The organism is Micromonospora sp. WMMD998 (assembly GCF_029581235.1).
GTDB lineage: Bacteria > Actinomycetota > Actinomycetes > Mycobacteriales > Micromonosporaceae > Micromonospora.
Genome location: NZ_CP120740.1, coordinates 2,359,290 through 2,377,561, shown reverse-complemented (window position 1 = coordinate 2,377,561; position 18,272 = coordinate 2,359,290). Strand labels below are relative to the sequence as shown.

The 18,272-nt window shown below is 72.5% G+C and carries 15 protein-coding genes; 5 read left to right on the top strand and 10 right to left on the bottom strand.

The genetic code is table 11. The features are described from left to right. Window positions 1-47: 47 nt before the first annotated feature. On the top strand, window positions 48-515 hold the full coding sequence (locus tag O7619_RS11285) for a nitroreductase family deazaflavin-dependent oxidoreductase (protein ID WP_282287487.1): 468 nt from the start codon (window positions 48-50) through the stop codon (window positions 513-515). A gap of 108 nt (window positions 516-623) precedes the next feature. On the opposite strand, the gene O7619_RS11280 is transcribed toward O7619_RS11285, so the two are convergent. Beyond that, window positions 624-1,340 (bottom strand): VIT1/CCC1 transporter family protein, encoded by a 717-nt coding sequence (locus O7619_RS11280; protein ID WP_282287485.1) that lies wholly within the window; start codon window positions 1,338-1,340, stop codon window positions 624-626. Beyond that, a complete protein-coding gene (gene map / locus O7619_RS11275; protein ID WP_282287483.1) occupies window positions 1,337-2,194 on the bottom strand; it encodes a type I methionyl aminopeptidase in 858 nt (285 codons plus the stop codon). Before map ends, O7619_RS11280 begins: the two co-directional genes overlap by 4 nt. A 95-nt stretch (window positions 2,195-2,289) precedes the next feature. Between map and O7619_RS11270 the strand changes: the two genes are divergently transcribed. Then, window positions 2,290-2,604, top strand: a complete 315-nt coding sequence (locus O7619_RS11270) for an STAS domain-containing protein (RefSeq protein WP_282287481.1) — start codon at window positions 2,290-2,292, stop codon at window positions 2,602-2,604. A 409-nt stretch (window positions 2,605-3,013) separates the two neighbouring features. Here O7619_RS11270 and O7619_RS11265 read toward each other — a convergent pair whose 3' ends face one another. The 4 genes from O7619_RS11265 to O7619_RS11250 form a co-directional block, all read right to left on the bottom strand. After that, on the bottom strand, window positions 3,014-6,673 hold the full coding sequence (locus O7619_RS11265) for a SpoIIE family protein phosphatase (protein WP_282287479.1): 3,660 nt from the start codon (window positions 6,671-6,673) through the stop codon (window positions 3,014-3,016). A gap of 213 nt (window positions 6,674-6,886) precedes the next feature. Next, window positions 6,887-7,654: a 3-oxoacyl-ACP reductase gene (locus tag O7619_RS11260; protein WP_282287478.1), complete on the bottom strand. Its 768-nt coding sequence runs from the start codon at window positions 7,652-7,654 to the stop codon at window positions 6,887-6,889. A gap of 5 nt (window positions 7,655-7,659) precedes the next feature. After that, window positions 7,660-9,015: an aldehyde dehydrogenase family protein gene (locus O7619_RS11255; protein ID WP_282287477.1), complete on the bottom strand. Its 1,356-nt coding sequence runs from the start codon at window positions 9,013-9,015 to the stop codon at window positions 7,660-7,662. Between the two features lie 31 nt (window positions 9,016-9,046). After that, entirely contained in the window at window positions 9,047-10,411 is a 1,365-nt protein-coding gene (locus O7619_RS11250) for a glutamine synthetase family protein (RefSeq protein WP_282287476.1), read from the bottom strand. 87 nt (window positions 10,412-10,498) lie between these two features. Between O7619_RS11250 and O7619_RS11245 the strand changes: the two genes are divergently transcribed. Then, a complete protein-coding gene (locus O7619_RS11245) occupies window positions 10,499-11,674 on the top strand; it encodes a PQQ-dependent sugar dehydrogenase (RefSeq protein ID WP_282287474.1) in 1,176 nt (391 codons plus the stop codon). A 33-nt stretch (window positions 11,675-11,707) separates the two neighbouring features. Here O7619_RS11245 and O7619_RS11240 read toward each other — a convergent pair whose 3' ends face one another. After that, window positions 11,708-11,956 (bottom strand): flavin reductase, encoded by a 249-nt coding sequence (locus O7619_RS11240; protein WP_282288774.1) that lies wholly within the window; start codon window positions 11,954-11,956, stop codon window positions 11,708-11,710. A 267-nt stretch (window positions 11,957-12,223) separates the two neighbouring features. Between O7619_RS11240 and O7619_RS11235 the strand changes: the two genes are divergently transcribed. After that, a complete protein-coding gene (locus tag O7619_RS11235) occupies window positions 12,224-13,024 on the top strand; it encodes a helix-turn-helix transcriptional regulator (RefSeq protein ID WP_282287472.1) in 801 nt (266 codons plus the stop codon). Continuing rightward, window positions 13,015-13,209, top strand: a complete 195-nt coding sequence (locus O7619_RS11230; RefSeq protein WP_282287470.1) for a DUF397 domain-containing protein — start codon at window positions 13,015-13,017, stop codon at window positions 13,207-13,209. The genes O7619_RS11235 and O7619_RS11230 overlap by 10 nt, the downstream gene beginning before the upstream one ends. Before the next feature lie 391 nt (window positions 13,210-13,600). Here O7619_RS11230 and O7619_RS11225 read toward each other — a convergent pair whose 3' ends face one another. The 3 genes from O7619_RS11225 to O7619_RS11215 all read right to left on the bottom strand — a co-directional run bounded on the left by O7619_RS11225 (window position 13,601) and on the right by O7619_RS11215 (window position 18,270). Continuing rightward, window positions 13,601-15,163 (bottom strand): amino acid permease, encoded by a 1,563-nt coding sequence (locus O7619_RS11225; RefSeq protein WP_282287468.1) that lies wholly within the window; start codon window positions 15,161-15,163, stop codon window positions 13,601-13,603. Window positions 15,164-15,527: 364 nt separating this feature from the next. Next, window positions 15,528-16,028, bottom strand: coding sequence for a DUF456 domain-containing protein (locus tag O7619_RS11220; protein ID WP_281584411.1), 501 nt, complete (start codon window positions 16,026-16,028; stop codon window positions 15,528-15,530). A 91-nt stretch (window positions 16,029-16,119) separates the two neighbouring features. Next, window positions 16,120-18,270 (bottom strand): EAL domain-containing protein, encoded by a 2,151-nt coding sequence (locus O7619_RS11215; RefSeq protein WP_282287466.1) that lies wholly within the window; start codon window positions 18,268-18,270, stop codon window positions 16,120-16,122. Between the last annotated feature and the right edge of the window lie 2 nt (window positions 18,271-18,272).

Sequence of the window (18,272 nt, the reverse complement as noted above, 5' to 3'; positions counted from 1 at the left end):
CGGGTTCCGGGGGTGACGAGGCCCGGCGGGAGCGGCACACTGGGCGGGTGTCCGCTCTGGTATCACTCACCCGCCGCCTCGGTCACCAGCAGTGGTTCGCCACCACCATGCGCGTGCTCGTCCCCGCCGACCGGCTGATCGGCCGCCTGACGAAGGGGCGGGTGGTCGCGTTCGGCCTGGTGCCCACGCTTGTGCTCACCTCCACCGGCCGCCGCTCCGGCAAGCCCCGTAGCAATCCCCTGCTCTACGTCCCCGACGGCGACGCCTACGTGGTGATCGGCTCCAACTGGGGGCAGCGGCACCACCCGTCGTGGACGTTCAACCTGCTGGCCCAGCCGGCCGCCGAGATCGACGTCAGGGGACGCCGGATCCCGGTCCGCGCCGAACAGGTCGTGGGCGCGGACCGCGACCGCCTGTTCGACCGCCTGGTGCACGAGTGGCCGGCCTACCGCACGTACGTGAAACGGGCCGCCGGCCGCGAGATCAAGGTCTTCCGCCTAACCCCAACCCCCTAACCCCGCCCAAGATCCGCGCAGATTCACGGAAAGCGTGGTCATTCCGCGCCCCATACGCACTCTTTCCGTGAATCAGCGGGGGGGTGGGGGGTGAGGGGGTGGGGAGGGTCAGCTCAGGGTGCCGGCTACGCCGATCAGGGCGCCGATCAGGTATGTCGCGCCGGCGGCCAGCGCGCCGAGCAGCAACTGCCGCAGGCCGCTCGTGAACCAGGACCGGTAGGTGAAGCGGGCCACGACCGCCCCGGCGACGAAGAGCCCCACCCCGCCGACGCCGAGCGCCAGCCACAGGCTGGTGAAGCCGAGCAGGTAGGGCAGCAGCGGCACCAGGGCGCCGATCGAGAAGCAGACGAACGACGAGATCGCCGCCGCCCAGGGGCTGGGCTGGTCGTCCGGGTCGACGCCCAGCTCCTCCCGGACGTGGACGCGCAGCGCCTCCTCCGGGTTGCGCCGGACCGCCTCGGCGACCTGGGTGGCCAGGTCGCGGGGCAGGCCGCGGGCGACCCAGGCGTCGGCCAGCTCGCGGGCCTCCGCGTCCGGGTGCCGCTCCAGCTCGCGCCGCTCCTTGGCGACCTCGGCGGCGACCTGCTCGTTGGCGGAGCGGACGCTCGTGTACTCGCCCAGGCCCATCGAGATGGCGCCGGCGACCAGGCCGGCCGTGCCGGTCAGCACGATGCTGTGCGGGGACACCCCGCCGCCGCCGACACCGGCGATCAGGGCGATGTTGGTGACCAGCCCGTCCATCGCGCCGAAGACCGCCGGCCGCAGCCAGCCGCCGGACACGTCCGCGTGGTGCGCCTCGCGCAGCGCCGCCGGGGTCTCGGTCATGGCAGCGTCAGGATCTCGTAGCCACCGTCGGTCACGACGATGGTGTGCTCGAACTGCGCCGTCCACTTCCGGTCCTTGGTGACCACGGTCCAGCCGTCGTCCCACGTGTCGTAGTGGTGGGTGCCGATGGTGATCATCGGCTCGATGGTGAACGTCATGCCGGGTTCCATCACGTCGGTGGGGCGGGGGCTGTCGTAGTGCGGCACGTAGAGGCCACTGTGGAACGCCTCCCCGATGCCGTGGCCGGTGAAGTCGCGGACCACACCGTAGCCGAATCGCTTGGCGTACGACTCGATCACCCGGCCGATGACGTTGATCTGCCGGCCCGGTGCGACCGCCTTGATGCCGCGCATCATCGCCGTGTGGGTCCGCTCGACGAGCAGCCGCGCCTCCTCGCTCACCTCGCCCACACAGAACGTCGCGTCGGTGTCGCCGTGCACACCGTCGAGGTACGCGGTGACGTCGACGTTGATGATGTCGCCGTCGCGCAGCTCGGTCGAGTCCGGGATGCCGTGGCAGATCACCTCGTTGAGGCTGGTGCAGCAGGACTTGGGGAAGCCCCGGTAGCCGAGCGTCGACGGGTAGGCGCCGTGGTCGCAGAGGAACTCGTGCACCACCCGGTCGATCTCGTCGGTGGTCACCCCGGGTTTGCAGTGCTCGCCGGCGAGCTGGGTGGCCCGGGCCGCGAGCCGGCCGGCCACCCGCATCTTCTCGATCGTCTCCGGGGTCTGCACATGCGAGCCACGCCACTCCTGCGGGCGCTTCTTGCCCACGTACTCCGGGCGCGGAATGTGGGCGGGCACCGCCCGCCACGGGGAGAGCGTGCCTGGGGTCAGCGGCGCACGGACGGTCATGCCCCAAGCCTATCGCCGGCCCCGGCGGTGGCCCCCGCCACGGCCCTCCCGGGCAGGTTGTTGCCGGGGCGCAAGCACTGTGCCATTGTTGCTGCGTGGATCAAGGGGGCGCACCGTCCGTCTTCTCGGTGACGGCGGAGGGCGACGGGGACCAGCTTCGCGTCCTGGTGACCGGCGAGGTCGACATGGCGACCGCCGACACCATGTTCCAGACCGCGCTGCGCGAGCCCGCCAAGCAGCTCACGCTCGACCTGCGGGCGGTCACCTTCTTCGACTCGGCCGCCATCCACGCGGTGGTCCGGCTCTCCCAGCGGTTCCCGGCCGCGCTCACCGTGCTGCCGTCCCGGCAGGTCCGGCGGGTGCTGGAGATCTCCGGCCTGGGCGAGCAGGGCTGGCTGGCCGAAGGCTAGGTTCGCTTCGTCAGACCGATCCGGCGGCGCACCGGTCGGTCAACGTTTGCGATCGACATGCTCGCGGAGACCGTTCCGGGCCTGGAGCGTCCACTGGTCGACACGCTCAGGCTGGCTCGCCTTTGAGACCCGCATGCGGATCATCTTCGGCAGCGATCTCCGTCAGATCGCCTGATCCTGCGCCGAGCCTTCGCCGGCTTGATCACCAGCGCTCCTCGTCACGCATCGCGGCGAGCGAGGCTGCCCCGTCCACGTTCTCGTTGAGCTTCGGTGGAAGGGCACCGAGCCGCCGCCGGTGGGGGCGACGGCTCGCCCTGCCGCTACCAACCTGGCCAACGCCGCACTCGGGTTCTGGTTCAGCTCGCGGACACCGATGCGTTCCACGAAGACGCGTGTAGAAGCGGAGCTTCTACCCGTCCGTCAGTCGGCGGCGCAGCGTCAACTCGGTGCCGTCCGCGGTGCGGGTCACGCTCATCTCCCCGAGCGCCTGGATCAGCGCCAGCCCGCGGCCACGGAAGGCCGACCCGCTCGACTCGCGCCACCGGCCGCTGTCCCGGACCGTGGCGGTGACCGTGCGGTCGGCGATGGTGACCTCGACGTCGATGACCGGATCGACCGGGTCGACCGGGTGTTCGATCGCGTTCGCCGCGGCCTCGGAGACCGCCACCGTGAGGTCGAACAGGTCGGTCTCGCCGACCTCGTGGGCGACGAGGAAGTCCTCCAGCCGCTTGCGCAGCACGCTGAGTCGGGTCGGGTCGGCCGGCAGCCGCAACGCGAAGCGGTTCAGCTCGGCCGCCTCCAGCGCGAGCACCGCCACGTCGTCGTGCCGGGGCCGCCCGGCGACCCGTTCCACCACCGCGTCCACCAGGTCGGCGACGTGTTCGCCCCGTGCGGTCGCGTCGACCCGCAACTGGTCGAGCCCGGCGTCGATGCCCGCCTCCCGGTCCTCGATCAGGCCGTCGGTGTAGAGCAGCAGCCGGCCGCCGGGGGCGAGTTCGCCGTCGACGGTCGGGTAGGTGACGCCGGGGATCGCCCCGATCGGCGGCCCGAGAGCCCGATCGTGCAGGAAGGCCACGTCCTCTCCTCGGATCAGCAGGGGCGACGGATGACCGGCGCTGGCGTACCGGAGCTCGCCGTCGCGTGGGCAGAAGCGGAGGCAGACCACGGTGGCGAAGGAGCCGCCGCCGGTGGAGTCGACCAGCCGGTTGAGCCGGGTCAGCGCCTCGCCCGGGTCGTAGCCCTCCAGGACGTACGCCCGCAGCGCGTTGCGGAGCTGGCCCATCGCGGCGGCGGCCCGCACGCCCTTGCCGACCACGTCGCCGATGACCAGCACCAGGTCGCCCCCGGGGGTGCCCATCACGTCGTACCAGTCGCCGCCGACCTCGACCTCGGCGCTGCCGGGCAGGTAGCGGCTGGCCACCACCGCGCCGGGCAACTGCGGCAGGGTACGCGGCAGCAGGCTGTGCTGGAGCGTGGTGGCGATCCGGTGCTCGGCCTCGTAGAGCTGGGCGTTCTCCAGGCGTACCCCGACCAGCCGGGCCAGCTCGGTGAGCGCCGTGTCCTCGGCGCCGCCGCCCTCACGACGCCACACCCGCAGCTCGCCGAGCTGCTCGCCGGTGGTGCCGGTGAGCGGCAGCACCACGGACGGCTCGGCGGGCAGGTCCTCGCCGGTGTCCTCCTCGTGCCGGGCGGCGGTGGCGACGACGAGCACCCGACCCGCCTCGGCCAGGCCGAGCGCGTGCCGCGCGGCCACGCGCACCACGTCGGCGGTGGACCGGGCGGTGTTGACCGCCACCGCGGCGTCGGCGAGCGACCGCAGCCGGCGCACGATCTGCCCGCGGAGCTGGCCCAACTCCACGTTGGCCCGGACCCGGGCGATCAGTTCCTGGCTGGAGAACGGCTTGGTGAGGTAGTCGTCCGCGCCGGCCGAGAGACCGGCGACCTCCTCCGCGGCGCCGGCCCGGGCGGAGAGCAGCACGATCGGCACGCCCCGGGTGAGCGGGTTGGCGCGCAGCGCGGCGACCAGCCCGAAGCCGTCCATCCGGGGCATCATCACGTCGGTCAGCACCAGGTCGAACGGGATGTCCACGGCCAGCCGCAGCGCCTCCACGCCGTCCGGCACGGCCACCACCTGGTACGCCGGGGAGAGCAGCCGGCTGACGTGCTCGCGCAGGTCGGGGTTGTCGTCGACGACCAGGATCCGGCCGGCGCTCCCGGACGTGCCGCTCGGCGCGGGCAGCCCGGTGGGCCGGGCCACCTCGTCGGTCCAGAGCGCCGTCTCGGCGACGTGGAGCCGGGCCTGCTCCGGCTCGCCCAGCGGCACCGTGGCGAGCGCGGACACCCGGTCGGCGGGCAGGTGCGCGTAGCCGAACGGCACCGTCACGGTGAAACTGGTGCCGCGTTCGACGACGCTGCGCGCGGTCACCGTGCCGCCGTGCATCTCGACCAGCTCCCGCACCAGCGCGAGCCCGATCCCGGTGCCCTCGTGGGTGCGGGAGCGGGCGCCGACCACCCGGTGGAACCGTTCGAAGACCTGCGGCAGCTCCTGCGGCGCGATGCCGACCCCGGTGTCGGCCACTTCCAGCACGGCGACCCCGTCGCCGGCGCGCACCCCGACCCGGATCTCGCCGTCGAAGGTGAACTTCACCGCGTTCGACACCAGGTTGAGGACGATCTTCTCCCACATGTCCCGGTCGACGTAGACCGGCGCGGGCAGCGGCGGGCAGTCGACCACCAGGCGCAGCCCGGCCCGGTCGGTGGCCGAGCGGAACGTGCTCGCCAGCCGCGCGGTGTAGTCGGCCAGGTCGGTGGGCTGGTAGCGGGCGGCCACCCGACCGGACTCCAGCCGGGAGAAGTCGAGCACGGTGTTGACCAGCTTGAGCAGGCGCAGCCCGTTGCGGTGCATGACGGTCAACCGCTCGATGTAGCGGTCGGGCAGCTCGCGGTCGGCGAGGATGTCCTCGATCGGCCCGAGGACGAGCGTGAGCGGGGTGCGGAACTCGTGGCTGACGTTGGCGAAGAAGTTGGTCTTGGCGCGGTCCAGCGCGGCCAGCTCGGCGGCGCGGGCGCGTTCCTGGTCGTACGCCCGCTGCTTGCCCACGGCGCGGGAGACCTGCGCGGCGACCAGGTCGACGAAGTCCCGGTAGTCGTCGCCGAACGGCAGCCGGCGGGACACGCCGAGCAGAAGCGCGCCGGCCGGCTCGTTGGTGGCGGTCAGCGGCAGCAGCAGCGCCTGGTCGGCGGCGTCCGGCGGCACCGCGCCGGGCAGCTCGGCGGTGGCGATCCAGCGCGGCGCGGTCAGCGGCTCGCCGGCGGGCGGGCCGGGCCAGCCGGCGACCACGGCCGGGTCGACGCCGGAGCAGCCGGCCAGCTCCGGGGCGCCGCCGACGGCGGAGAGCCACATCGCGCTGAACGGCACGTCGGCGCGGTGCGCGTCGAGCACCCGGGCCACGGCCCGGCCCAGGTCGAGCGTGCTCGGCACCTCGCCCAGCTCGTTGCCCAGCTCGGCCAGGGTCCGCAGCCGGCGCTCGCCGAGCACCCGGCCGGTGGTCTCGTTGACGAAGCAGAAGATCCCGTTGACGGTGCCGTCGGCCTCGCGGATCGGGTCGTACGAGACGTCGAAGTAGACGTCCTCCAGGAAGCCGTGGCGGTTGAGCACGAACGGGTGGTCCTCGCCGCGGTAGGGCACGCCGGTGCCGCGTACGCCGTCCAGCAGCGGGCCGAGGACGTCCCAGGTCTCCGGCCAGTGCAGCCGGGCGGACTGCCCGATGACGGCCGGGTGCTTCTCGCCGATGGTGGGCCGGTAGGCGTCGTTGTAGAAGGCCAGGTGCTCCTCACCCCAGAACACCACCATCTGGGCGCGGGACGCCAGCATGGTGCTCACCGCGTGACAGAGCGCGGCGGGCCAGGTGTCGGGGGTGCCGAGGCGGGTGGCGGACCAGTCGAAACCGCGCAGCCGCCCACCCATCTCGCCGCCCGCGGCGAACGCGGCGGTCAGCAACGGTGGGAGTGCCGCCTCGCCGGCCGCCGGGGATGAACCGACATCCCCGCCCCCCTGGGCCGAGCCCATGCACCCTCCCGCTCCGGCCAAGTTCACGACGGCCGGCGTGTCCACGCCGACCGTCCCCGCCTACTACCCCGGCGGAGGAGCAACGTAACGCACACGAGCCGACGGGCGCTGGTTACCTCCGGCTCATCCTGTCGTAACCGGCGGGTGGGGGCGAGCCGGGCCGGGGCGCAGGTCGGCCGACTGTGACATGGCCGACACCGCCGGGCCGCCGGCTCACAGCGGAGTCACGTACGCGCCGGTGATGCCACCGTCGACGACGAACTGCGCGGCGGTCATGAACGAGGCGTCGTCGCTGGCGAGGAACGCCACCGCGGCGGCGATCTCGGTCGGGTCACCGAACCGGCCCATCGGCACGTGCACCAGCCGGCGGGCGGCCCGCTCCGGGTCCTCGGCGAACAGCTCCAGCAGCAGCGGGGTGGCGACCGGCCCGGGGCAGAGCGCGTTGACCCGGATGCCCTCGCGGGCGAACTGCACGCCCAGCTCCCGGGTCATCGCCAGCACCCCGCCCTTGCTGGCCGTGTACGCGATCTGCGACGTGGCCGCGCCCATCAGCGCCACGAACGACGCGGTGTTGATGATCGAGCCCTTGCCCTGCCGCCGCATGTGCGGGATGACGTGCTTGCAGCACAGGTAGACGCTCGTGGTGTTGACCCGCAGCACCCGCTCCCAGGCGTCCAGCCCGGTCTCCAGGATCGAGTCGTCGTCCGGCGGGGAGATGCCCGCGTTGTGGAACGACACGTCCACCCGGCCGTGCCGGTCCACCACGCCGTCGAAGAGGTCGCGGACCGCCGTCTCGTCGGCCACGTCCGCGGCGACGAACTCCCCGCCCACCTCCTGCGCCGCCCGGGCGCCGGCGTCGGCGTCGATGTCCACGCAGACCACCCGCGCCCCCTCGGCGGCGAAGCGCCGCACGGTGGCCAGCCCGATGCCGCTGCCCGCGCCGGTCACCACGGCCACGCGCCCGGAAAGCCGTCCCTGCACTGTGATCACTCCTCGGTGCCGATGAACACGTTCTTGACGTCGGTGAAGGCGTGCAGCGCGTCCGGACCCAGCTCCCGGCCGAGGCCGGAGCGTTTCATCCCGCCGAACGGGGTCCAGTAGCGCACCGAGGAGTGCGAGTTGACGCTGAGGTTGCCCGCCTCGACCGCCCGCGCCACCCGGACCGCCCGGCCCACGTCCCGGGTCCAGATCGAGCCGGAGAGCCCGTACTCGGTGTCGTTCGCGAGCCGGATCGCGTCCGCCTCGTCGTCGAACGGGAGCACCGAGACGACCGGGCCGAAGATCTCCTCCCGCCAGTGCCGGTCCGCCGGTGATTCGGCGAGCAGCACCGTCGGGGCGTACCAGAAGCCGGGGCCGTCGGGCCGGGAGCCGGTGTACGCCACGGGCGCGCCGTCGACGTACCCGGCGACCCGGTCCCGGTGCGCGGCGGAGATCAGCGGGCCCATCTCGGCGGTCTCCCGGGCCGGGTCCTCCACCCGGAACGCCCGCACCGCCGGTTCGAGCAGTTCCAGGAAGCGGTCGTACACCTGGCGCTGGACCAGGATCCGGGAGCGGGCGCAGCAGTCCTGGCCGGCGTTGTCGAAGACCGCCGAGGGCGCGGTGGCCGCCGCCTTGTCCAGGTCGGCGTCGGCGAAGACGACGTTCGCCGACTTGCCGCCCAGCTCCAGCGTCACCCGTTTCACCTGGCCGGCGGCGCCGGCCATGATCCGGGTGCCGACCTCGGTGGAGCCGGTGAAGCAGATCTTGCGGACCGCCGGGTGGGTGACGAACCGCTCGCCCACCACGCTGCCCGCGCCGGGCAGCACGGTGAACACGTCCTCCGGCAGCCCGGCGTCCCGGGCCAGCTCGGCCAGGCGCAGCGCGGTGAGCGGGGTCAGCTCGGCCGGTTTGAGCACCACCGTGTTGCCGGCGGCGAGCGCCGGGGCGAATCCCCAGCCGGCGATCGGCATCGGGAAGTTCCACGGCACGATCACGCCGACCACGCCCAGCGGCTCGTGGAACGTGACGTCGAGCCCGCCGGGCACCGGGATCTGGTGCCCGGTCAGCCGCTCCGGCGCGCCCGCGTAGTAGTCGAGCACGTCCCGGACGTTGCCGGCCTCCCAGCGCGCGTTGCCGATGGTGTGGCCGGCGTTGCGCACCTCCAGCAGCGCCAGCTCCTCCCGGTGCGCGTCCACCTCGGCCGCGAACCGCCGCAGCAGGCGGGCCCGGTCGCCCGGCGCCACCGCCCGCCACCGCTGGAACGCGGCGGCGGCCCGCCCGATCGCCGCGTCCACGTCCGCCACGGACGTGGACGCCACCTCCCCCAGCGACTTCCCGCTGACCGGCGAGATCACCTCACCCACGCGCTCCCCCTCCCACCGCTCACCAGCTCGGTCAGAGCCGCTCGAAGCCGCGCACCAGCTCCCAGTCGGTGACCGCGGCGTCGAAGGCGGACAGCTCGACCGTCGCGTTGTTGGCGTAGTGCGCCACCACCTCGTCCCCGAACGCCTCGGGCGCGACCTCGGACGCCTGCCACAGGTCGAGCGCGTCGCGCAGGGTCGCCGGGACGCGCTCGGCGGCCGGGTCGTCGTACGCGTTGCCGGTGCACTCCGCCGGCAGCTCCAACTCGTGTTCGATGCCGTGCACCGCGCCGGCGATGAGCGCGGCGATGGCCAGGTACGGGTTGACGTCCGCGCCGGGCACCCGGTTCTCCACCCGCATCCCCTGCCCGTGCCCGACCAGCCGCAGCGCGCAGGTGCGGTTGTCGGTGCCCCAGCGCAGCGCGGTCGGCGCGAACGAGCCCGGCTGGTAGCGCTTGTAGGAGTTGATGTTCGGCGCGAACATCAGGCTGAACTCGCGCATCGTGGCGAGCAGCCCGGCCAGCACCCGCTGCCCGGTCACGCTCAGGTGCGCCGGCCCGTCGCCGAGCATCGCCGACTTGCCGGCGGCGTCGCGCAGCGAGAAGTGGATGTGGCAGGAGTTGCCCTCCCGCGCGTTCGGCTTCGCCATGAACGTGATCGCCATGCCCTCCTGGGCGGCGATCTCCTTCGCCCCGTTCTTGTAGATGACGTGGTGGTCGGCGCAGGCCACCGCCTCGTCGTAGCGGAAGGCGATCTCGTGCTGGCCGAGGTTGCACTCGCCCTTCGCGCTCTCCGGCGTGAGCCCCGCGCCGGCCATCTCGGTGCGGATGCGGCGCAGCAGCGGCTCCACCCGGGCGGTGCCGAGCAGCGAGTAGTCGACGTTGTACTGGTTGGCCGGCGTCAGGTCGCGGTAGCCGCGCCGCCACGCCTCCTCGTACGAGTCGCGGTAGAGCACGAACTCCAGCTCGGTGCCGGCGTACGCGGTCAGCCCGTGCGCGGCCAACCGGTCGAGCTGCCGGCGCAGGATCTGCCGGGGCGAAGCGACCACCGGGCCGGAGCCGTCCAGCCACTCCAGGTCGGCCAGCACCATCGCGGAGCCGGGCTGCCACGGCGTCCGGCGCAGCGTGTCCAGGTCGGGGCGCATGGCGAAGTCGCCGTAGCCGCGTTCCCAGCTCGACATCGCGTACCCGTCGACGGTGTTCATGTCCACGTCCACGGCGAGCAGGTAGTTGCAGCCCTCGCTGCCGTTGGCCACCACCTGGTCGAGGAAGAACGGCGCGTGGATCCGTTTGCCCTGGAGGCGGCCCTGCATGTCGGTGAGGGCGAGCACCACCGTGTCGATCTCGCCCTCGGCGACGGCGACCCGCAACTGCTCCAGCGAGAACGGCGTTCTACTCATCAGGGGCCTCCATGACCAAGGTCTACTGGCAAACCGGATCACCGTCAATGCCCCGGTGGGACCGGGGGTGAAACTCCAGGAGGACACATGCGTGGTCGGATCGTCGCGGCCGTCGCCGCCGTCCTCGCGCTCGGGCTGGGCGCCACCGACGCCCGCGCCGACCGGCAGCCCCCCGCCGCCCCGGACCGCCCGGCCGCCGCGCCGCAACCGCAGCCGGACCTGGTCGACCTGCGCCCGTCCGGCTTCGAGCGGCACACCGCCCGACCGCCGACGGTCGGCTACGACCTGACGGACCCGCAGGTGGTCGCCACCGGGCTGGAGGTGCCGTGGGGGCTGGACTTCCTGCCCGACGGCAGCGCCCTGGTCGCCCAGCGGGACCAGGGCACCATCCTGCGGGTACGCCCCGGCCGGCCGACCCGGCAGGTGGCCCGCCTCGCCGACGTGGTGGCCGGGGGTGAGGCGGGCCTGCTCGGGCTCGCAGTCTCCCCCACCTACCGCCGCGACGGGCTGGTCTACGCCGCCTACACGACCGCCGTCGACATCCGCGTCGTCCGGTTCCGGCTGGCCGCGACGCCAGTCCCGCAGGTGCTGCTCAGCGGCATCCCCCGGGCCACCTTCCACGACGGCGGGCGGATCGCGTTCGGCCCCGACGGGCTGCTCTACGTCGGCGTCGGCGACGCCGGGGTGAGCACCCGCGCCCAGGACCTGACCAGCCGCAACGGCAAGATCCTGCGGATCCGGCCGGACGGCGGGACGCCGGCGGACAACCCGTTCCCCGGCTCCCCCGTCTACAGCTACGGCCACCGCAACGTGCAGGGCCTCGCCTGGGACCGGCACGGCCGGCTGTTCGCCACCGAGTTCGGGCAGAACACCTGGGACGAGGTGAACCGGATCGTGCCCGGCGGCAACTACGGCTGGCCGATCGTCGAGGGCGTCGCCGGCGACCCACGCTTCCGCGACCCGGTCGTCGTGTGGACGCCCGCGCAGGCGTCACCGAGCGGCGCCGCGTTCGCCCGGGGCACGCTGCACGTGGCCGCGCTGCGCGGCACCCGGCTCTGGACGGTGCCGGTGGACGCCGCCGGCGAGGTCGGCGTACCGGCGGCGGAGCTGGTCGGGACGTACGGCCGCCTGCGTACCGTCGAGGTCGCCCCGGACGGCGCGCTCTGGGTGACCACGAGCAACCGCGACGGGCGCGGCACCCCGGCGGCCGGCGACGACCGCATCCTCCGCTTCCCGCTCACCCACCGCCAGCCCCCACCCTGACCCCGGGGGTACGCGCAACGGCGCCGGCCGGCGTCAGCCACGCGCCCGCGCCCAGGCGAGGAAGCGGTGGTGCAGATCCGGCACGTGGCCCGGATTCAGCCGGGCGAGGTGTTCCGCCGCCTCGGCCATCAGGGTGCCCAGGTGGAGCAGCAGCGCCGTGCGGTCGCCCCGGTACTCGACGAGCAGCGACAGCCGCGCCGGCTGGCAGGGCCACTCCGCGGCGCAGTTGCGGCACCGCCACAGCGGGCGTACGGCGACGTGTGGCACCGTGCGGCGGGCCATCGCCCGCGCCTCGTCGTCCCTCTTCGGCACCGTCGGCCTCCTCGTCGTCGTCCCGGTGGAGGGGGCCGCCCGGTGGACATCGGGACCGGGCGGCCCCGGCGGGAACCCGCCCGCGCTCGGCGGCGACGAGCGGATCCGCATGCGTGACAGTCTGTTGCGCACACCACTACGGTCGGAAGGCATCGAGCCCAGCCACGAAGCACCTGTGCGGGCACGGCCCGGCCGGCGAGCGTCGAGCGAATCTCGGATCAGATCTGTGGAGGAGTTGTGGCAGAGCCGACAGCGGAGTTGATCCGAGCACAGATCCGCCGGCTGCGGACCGCGGCCGGCCTCAACCAGGAGGAATTCGGCAGGCTCGTGCACTACTCCGCCTCGATGGTGTCGGCCGTCGAGACCGGCGGCCGTCCGTACGACCGCCTCTTCCTGGCCCGCGCCGACGAGGTGCTGAACTCCGGTGGACTACTTGTCGCCCTGCTCAAGATGGCGGAACGGGACGGCCTGCCGTCCTGGCTCAGGCCATGGCTGGAGGCGGAGCGCAAAGCCCGACAGTTGCGGTGCTTCCACCCGACGCTCATCCCGGCGCTGCTCCAGACGGCCAACTACGCCCGGGCGGTGATCCGTTGTGACGATCTGTTGAGCGACGCCGAGGTGGAGCGGCGGGTGACGGCCCGGATGGATCGTCAGGACGTGCTGCGGCAGGAGAATCCGCCCCAACTCGTCGCCGTGTTCGACGAAGGCCTGCTGCACCGGCGCGATGAGAGCTTCCGGGGCCTGCTGACGCAACAGGTCGAGCACCTGGTGGCGTGCGCGGAGCGTCCACACGTCAGCATTCACGTACTTCCCCTGCATGTCGGTCTGCACATCGGCCTGTCCGGACCGTTCACCCTGGCGCGCGGTGAGGAAGGCGGCTGGGTCGCCAGCATGGAGTGTCAGCTCACCACCAGCGTGATCGATGGTGATGCCGAGGTGGCTACTCTTCTGTCGAGGTGGGAGATGATCCGGAGCGAAGCGTTGCCCCGCCGGCAGTCGCTCGAACTTCTGAAAGAGGTAGTCACGTCATGGACCTGAGCGACGCGACCTGGCGTAAGGCGACCCGCAGCGGCAACGCCGACTGTGTGGAGGTCGCCGACAATCTGCCGGGCGTGGTGCTGGTGCGTGACTCCAAGGATCACGAGGCCGGCACCCTCCACGTCTCCCCAGCCTCGTGGCGCGCGTTCGTCGACGTGGTCGAGCACCTACGCCCCGCCACCTGATCCGCTGGTCCACTGATCGGCAGATCCACACCACTTCGCCGAAGTGGCGTCCGCCGCCGCACGGGTGGAACACCACGGGTGTCTCAGGCCCGTTTTGACACCCATAGCGTTCCACCCATCGCCGCGCGGCACGTCGACTGGAACGCCAAGGGTGTCTCAACCCCGCCCGGACACCCATGACGCACCACCACTCCGGTCCGCCGAGACCGCCACCGGGCATCTCGTCCGGGCCACCCCGGACGGCCGCGTCAACGAGTCCCCCCGCCGACTCCCGCACCCACCCGGGAACCGAGTCGCAGGGTGATCATGAAGTTGACGGCCGTTCAAAGATCAACAATCGCCGTCAACTTCATGATCAACGCAGAAGGTCGGAGGGCCGGAGGGCCGGAGGTCAGGAAGGGGCGTCGGAAGAGGACTCCTCGATGGTGCGGCGGGGGCCGGTGAACCACCTGCGGGCCGAGGCGTACCACCAGATCGCCACGCCGAGCAGCACGCCGCCGATCGCCAGCGGCGCGTAGTTGACCGCCGTCCAACTGAAGTCGGCGTTTCCGGGTACGCCGGCCGGGACGATCGGCAGCACGAAGTAGACCGCGATGATCGCGATCTCCACCACCGCGATCCAGCCGAGCAGCCGGTAGCGGCGGCCGAGCGTCCACGGGCCCGGGACGAACCGGTCGCCCATCCGCAGCCGCAGGTAGATCGGGATGATGAAGGACAGGTAGAGCCCGATCACCGCCACCGACACCACCGCGTAGAACGCGACCGGGATGCCACCGCGCTGGTAGAGCGCGGGCAGCGTGAGCAGCAGCCCGGCCAGCGTGGCGCCGATGATGGCGTTGACCGGCGTACCGTTGCGGTTGACCTTGGACCAGAGTCGCCAGCCGGGCACCGCCCGGTCGCGGCTGAAGGCGTACGCCATCCGCGACATCGAGGTCACGCAGCTCATCCCGCAGAAGAACTGCCCGAGGGTGGAGATGATGATGACCGTCTTGAAGAAGAACGGGGTCAGCGCCGTGGAGAAGATCGCCCCGGAGAAGCCGCCGGCATCGTTGATCGCGTCCACGTCGGTGGCGGCGAACAGGAACGCGAGCAGCAGGATCCAGCCGCCCACGGCGGAATAGAAGATCGACCGCCACAGCCCCTGCGCGGCGGCCCTGGACGCGCCCCGGGTCTCCTCGGAGACGTGCGCGCAGGCGTCGAAGCCGGTGATCGTATACTGCGTGAGCAGGAACCCGAGCGGCAGCACGTAGAACCAGAACGTCAGCCCGCCGGTGTCGCCGTCGCCGAAGCCGGAGTTGTTGAACCGCTCGGTGAACACGAAGCGGAAACTCTGGTGGTCGTCCGGGACCAGGACCAGGATCAGCACCACCACGGCCGCGCCGGCCACGTGCCACCAGACCGAGACATTCTGGAGTACGTCGATGACGTGGTGCCCGTAGATGTTGATCAGGCCGTGCAGCGCGAGGATCACCACGAACAGCCCGAACGTCTGGTGCCCGGTGCCGGCCCAGCCGTCGAGGAGCGCCGACAGCGTCAGGTTGAGGAACGTGGCGCAGCCGTAGTCGACCGAGGCGGTCACCGCGACCAGCCCGATCAGGTTGAGCCACCCGGTGAACCAACCGTGCACCGGCCGCCCCATGGTCGCCGCCCACCAGTAGATCCCGCCGGCGGTCGGGTAGGCGGACACCAACTCGGCCAGGCAGAACCCGATGATCAGGATGAACATCGAGATCAGCGGCCAGCCCCAGGACACGGCGACCGGGCCGCCGTTGTTCCACGCCTGGCCGAACGTGGTGAAGCAGCCGGCCAGGATCGAGATGATGGAGAACGAGATGGCGAAGTTGGAGAAGCCGCTCCACCTGCGGCGCAACTCCTGCTTGTAGCCGAGTTCGGCGAGTCGTCGGGCGTCGTCGTCCATCGGCTGTTCGGCGGTCGGCGCGGGCGTCGTGGCCACTGCACACCTCCTCGAGGGCGAGTCCCCGTACGAGTGCTCGCAGTTTGCTCCCAGCCGATCAAGGCGGTCAATACCGCCCGGGTTAAATGCGTTGTCGGGCCGGGCGGTCGGGGGCATCCTTGGGGGCGTGACCAGGCCCGACCCGACGGGCCGGCACCGGGCGCTCGGCAACGCCCGGTCCGCGGCGACGCGCGGCGTCCACCTCTCTCTCACTGATGTACGGCGTTCCGCCGTACCCCCGGACGCCCGCGTCGCCGCACCCTCAGGCCGGGCCGGCCCGCCGGCGCCCACCCGAGCGCCGGCACCGCGGCCGTGCCGAGCGCGGACGCCGGCCGGTCAGCGAGGGGAGCCAGGCACGCGCCCCTCAGGCGAACAACAGCCCCGCCACCCAGAGGGCGGCGACGACCACGCCGGCCATGAACTCGACGAGCATGGACAGCCCGGCCGCCTTGAGCGCCTGCACGGTCGCCGGCCAGGCCAGCCGGTTGCTGCCCAGTCGCAGCAGCTCCGCGCCCCAGATCCCGGCGACGAAGCCGATCGGCAGCCCGATCACCGGGATGACGAAGAACCCGATCACGCCGAGCAGCGCGCCGGCCAGCAGCGACCGGGTGGGCACGCCGGTCCGTTTCAGGTTCCGGCCCGGCCAGAGGTACTTGACCACGGTGCCACCGGCGGCGACCACGGTGGCGGCGGCGAGCACCGCCCAGCGGCCCGGGCCGGCGTCGCCGAACAACGCCCAGACCAGCACCCCGCCCCAGCACAGCGGCAGCGCGGGCAGACCGGGCACCACCACCCCGGCCAGCCCGGCCAGGATCGCCAGCGCGGCGACCAGCGACACCACCGCCTGCGAATCGCTCAAGCTCACGAGTTCCCTCTTTCCCCGGTGGGGTGCCGCGCAACCGAGGTGTTAAGCGGGGGCCCCTCCTCTACCGCAGGCGTTAAGCGGGGGCCCCTCCTTAACCCGCAAGGCGGGTGCGGATGGCGTCGGCGGGCACCGGGGGGCCGAACAGGCGGCCCTGGCCGGTGTCGCAGCGCAACGCCCGCAGTCGCTCGGCCTGCACCTCGGTCTCCACCGCCTCGGCCGTCACCGACAACTCCAGCGCGTGCGCCAGCCGGACCAGCGCGTCGACGATCCGCTCGTCGCGGTGGTCGGCGACCGCGTCCGCGCCGTCGTCCCGGATCCCCTCGACGAACGGTCCGGCCAGCTTCACGCAGTGGATCGGCAGCCGGCGCAGGTACGCCAGGTTCGAGTAGCCGGTGCCGAAGTCGTCGATGGCCAGCCGCAGCCCGAGGTCGGCGAGCTGGTGCAGGGCGCGCAGCGGCTCACCCGCGCTGCCCATCACCGCGCTCTCGGTCAGCTCCAACTGGAGCAGCTCGGCCGGGAGACCGGTGTGCTGCAACGCCTCGGCCACCGTCTCCACGATGGCCGGGTCGTCGGCCTGCCGGGCGGCCAGGTTGACGCTCACCACGGGCGTGGTGTCCGGATAGGACCGCCGCCACGACTCGGTGTCCCGGCACGCCTGGCGCAGCACCCAGGCCCCCAGTCGGACGATCAGGCCGGTCTCCTCGGCCAGCCCGATGAACCGGTCCGGCCCGAGCAGCCCCAGCTCCGGGTGCTGCCAGCGGACCAGCGCCTCCACCGCCACCATCGTGCCGTCCAGCAACGACACGATCGGCTGGTAGTGCAGCACGAACTCGCCCCGGTCCAGCGCCGCCGGCAGGTTGGCGGCCAACGCGGACCGGGCGATGTCGGCGGCGCTGCGCTCCGGGTCGTACACCGCCCACCGGCCCCGGCCCTCCGCCTTGGCCCAGTAGAGCGTGGTGTCGGCGGCCTTCATCAGCTCGCCGGCGTTGGTCTCCGCCGCCGGGCAGTCCACGATGCCGATGCTTGCCGAGACGGCGAGCTGCTGGTCGGCGACCTGCACCGGGGCGGAGACCGCGGCCAGAGCCAGCTCGGCCACCTCCACCGCGTCGTCGAGGCCACCGCCGGAGTCGACCAGGATGACGAACTCGTCGCCGCCCATCCGTGCGACCAGGTGACCGCGCCCGGACACGCAGTCGCGCAACCGCCGGGCGACCACCTGGAGCAGCCGGTCGCCCAGGTCGTGGCCGAGACTGTCGTTGACCGCCTTGAACCCGTCCAGGTCGATGAAGCAGAGCCCGACGCGCTGTTCCGGCCCGGCCGTGTCGAAGAGGTCGCCGAGTCTCTCGAAGAACAGCGTCCGGTTGGGCAGGCCGGTCAGCGGGTCGTGCAGCGCCTGGAAGCGCAGCCGCTGTTGCAGCTCGTACCGCTGGGTGATGTCCTCGATCATGGCGACGGTGAACCGGGGGCGGCCGTCGTCGTAGCGGATCAGCGAGACGGCCAGGTCGGTCCAGACCACGCTGCCGTCCTTGCGGTAGTAGCGCTTCTCCACTCGGGCGCTGTCCCGCTTGCCCTCGATCAGCTCCCGGTAGAGCTCCCACATGCCGGCCGCGTCGTCGGCGTAGGCGAGCGCGGACACGTTCATCCGCCGCATCTCCCCGACCGTGTAGCCGAGCATGTCCGCGAAGGACTGGTTGACCTCGATGATCTGCCCGTCCACGCCGGCGATGCCGATGCCGATGGCCGCGCCGGTGAAGACCGCCCGGAAGCGCGCCTCGCTGTCCCGCAACGCCTGCTCGACGGTGTCCCGCGCCTGCCAGGCCGAACGGGCGATCCGTTCCTGCTGGCTGAACACCCGGTCGCGCAGCGCCCGGGCGAACCCGGCGGCGAACGCGCCCTGCAACGCCGCGATCCGCTCCCGCAGCTCGGGCACCTCCTCCCGGGCCGGCAGCACCCAGGCCAGCAACCGGTCACCGAGCGCCTGCACCGACCAGTCGAGCACGCCGGGCTCGGTGAGGTGCGCCTCCACCAGGGCACGCCCCACCTCCTGGGCCGGCCCGGCGGAGAAGGTGGGTGCGAGCAACGCGCCGGCCAACCGCTCGGTGAGCGACACCAGCAGGTGCTCGGTCTCGGCCGCGCTCATCGGCACGAAACCGATCCGCCGCACCGCCCGGGCCCACTCGGCGGCGTACGCGGCGGCGCCGGGCCGGCTGAAGTCACCCCCGTCAGGCTCCGGGGCACGCACGT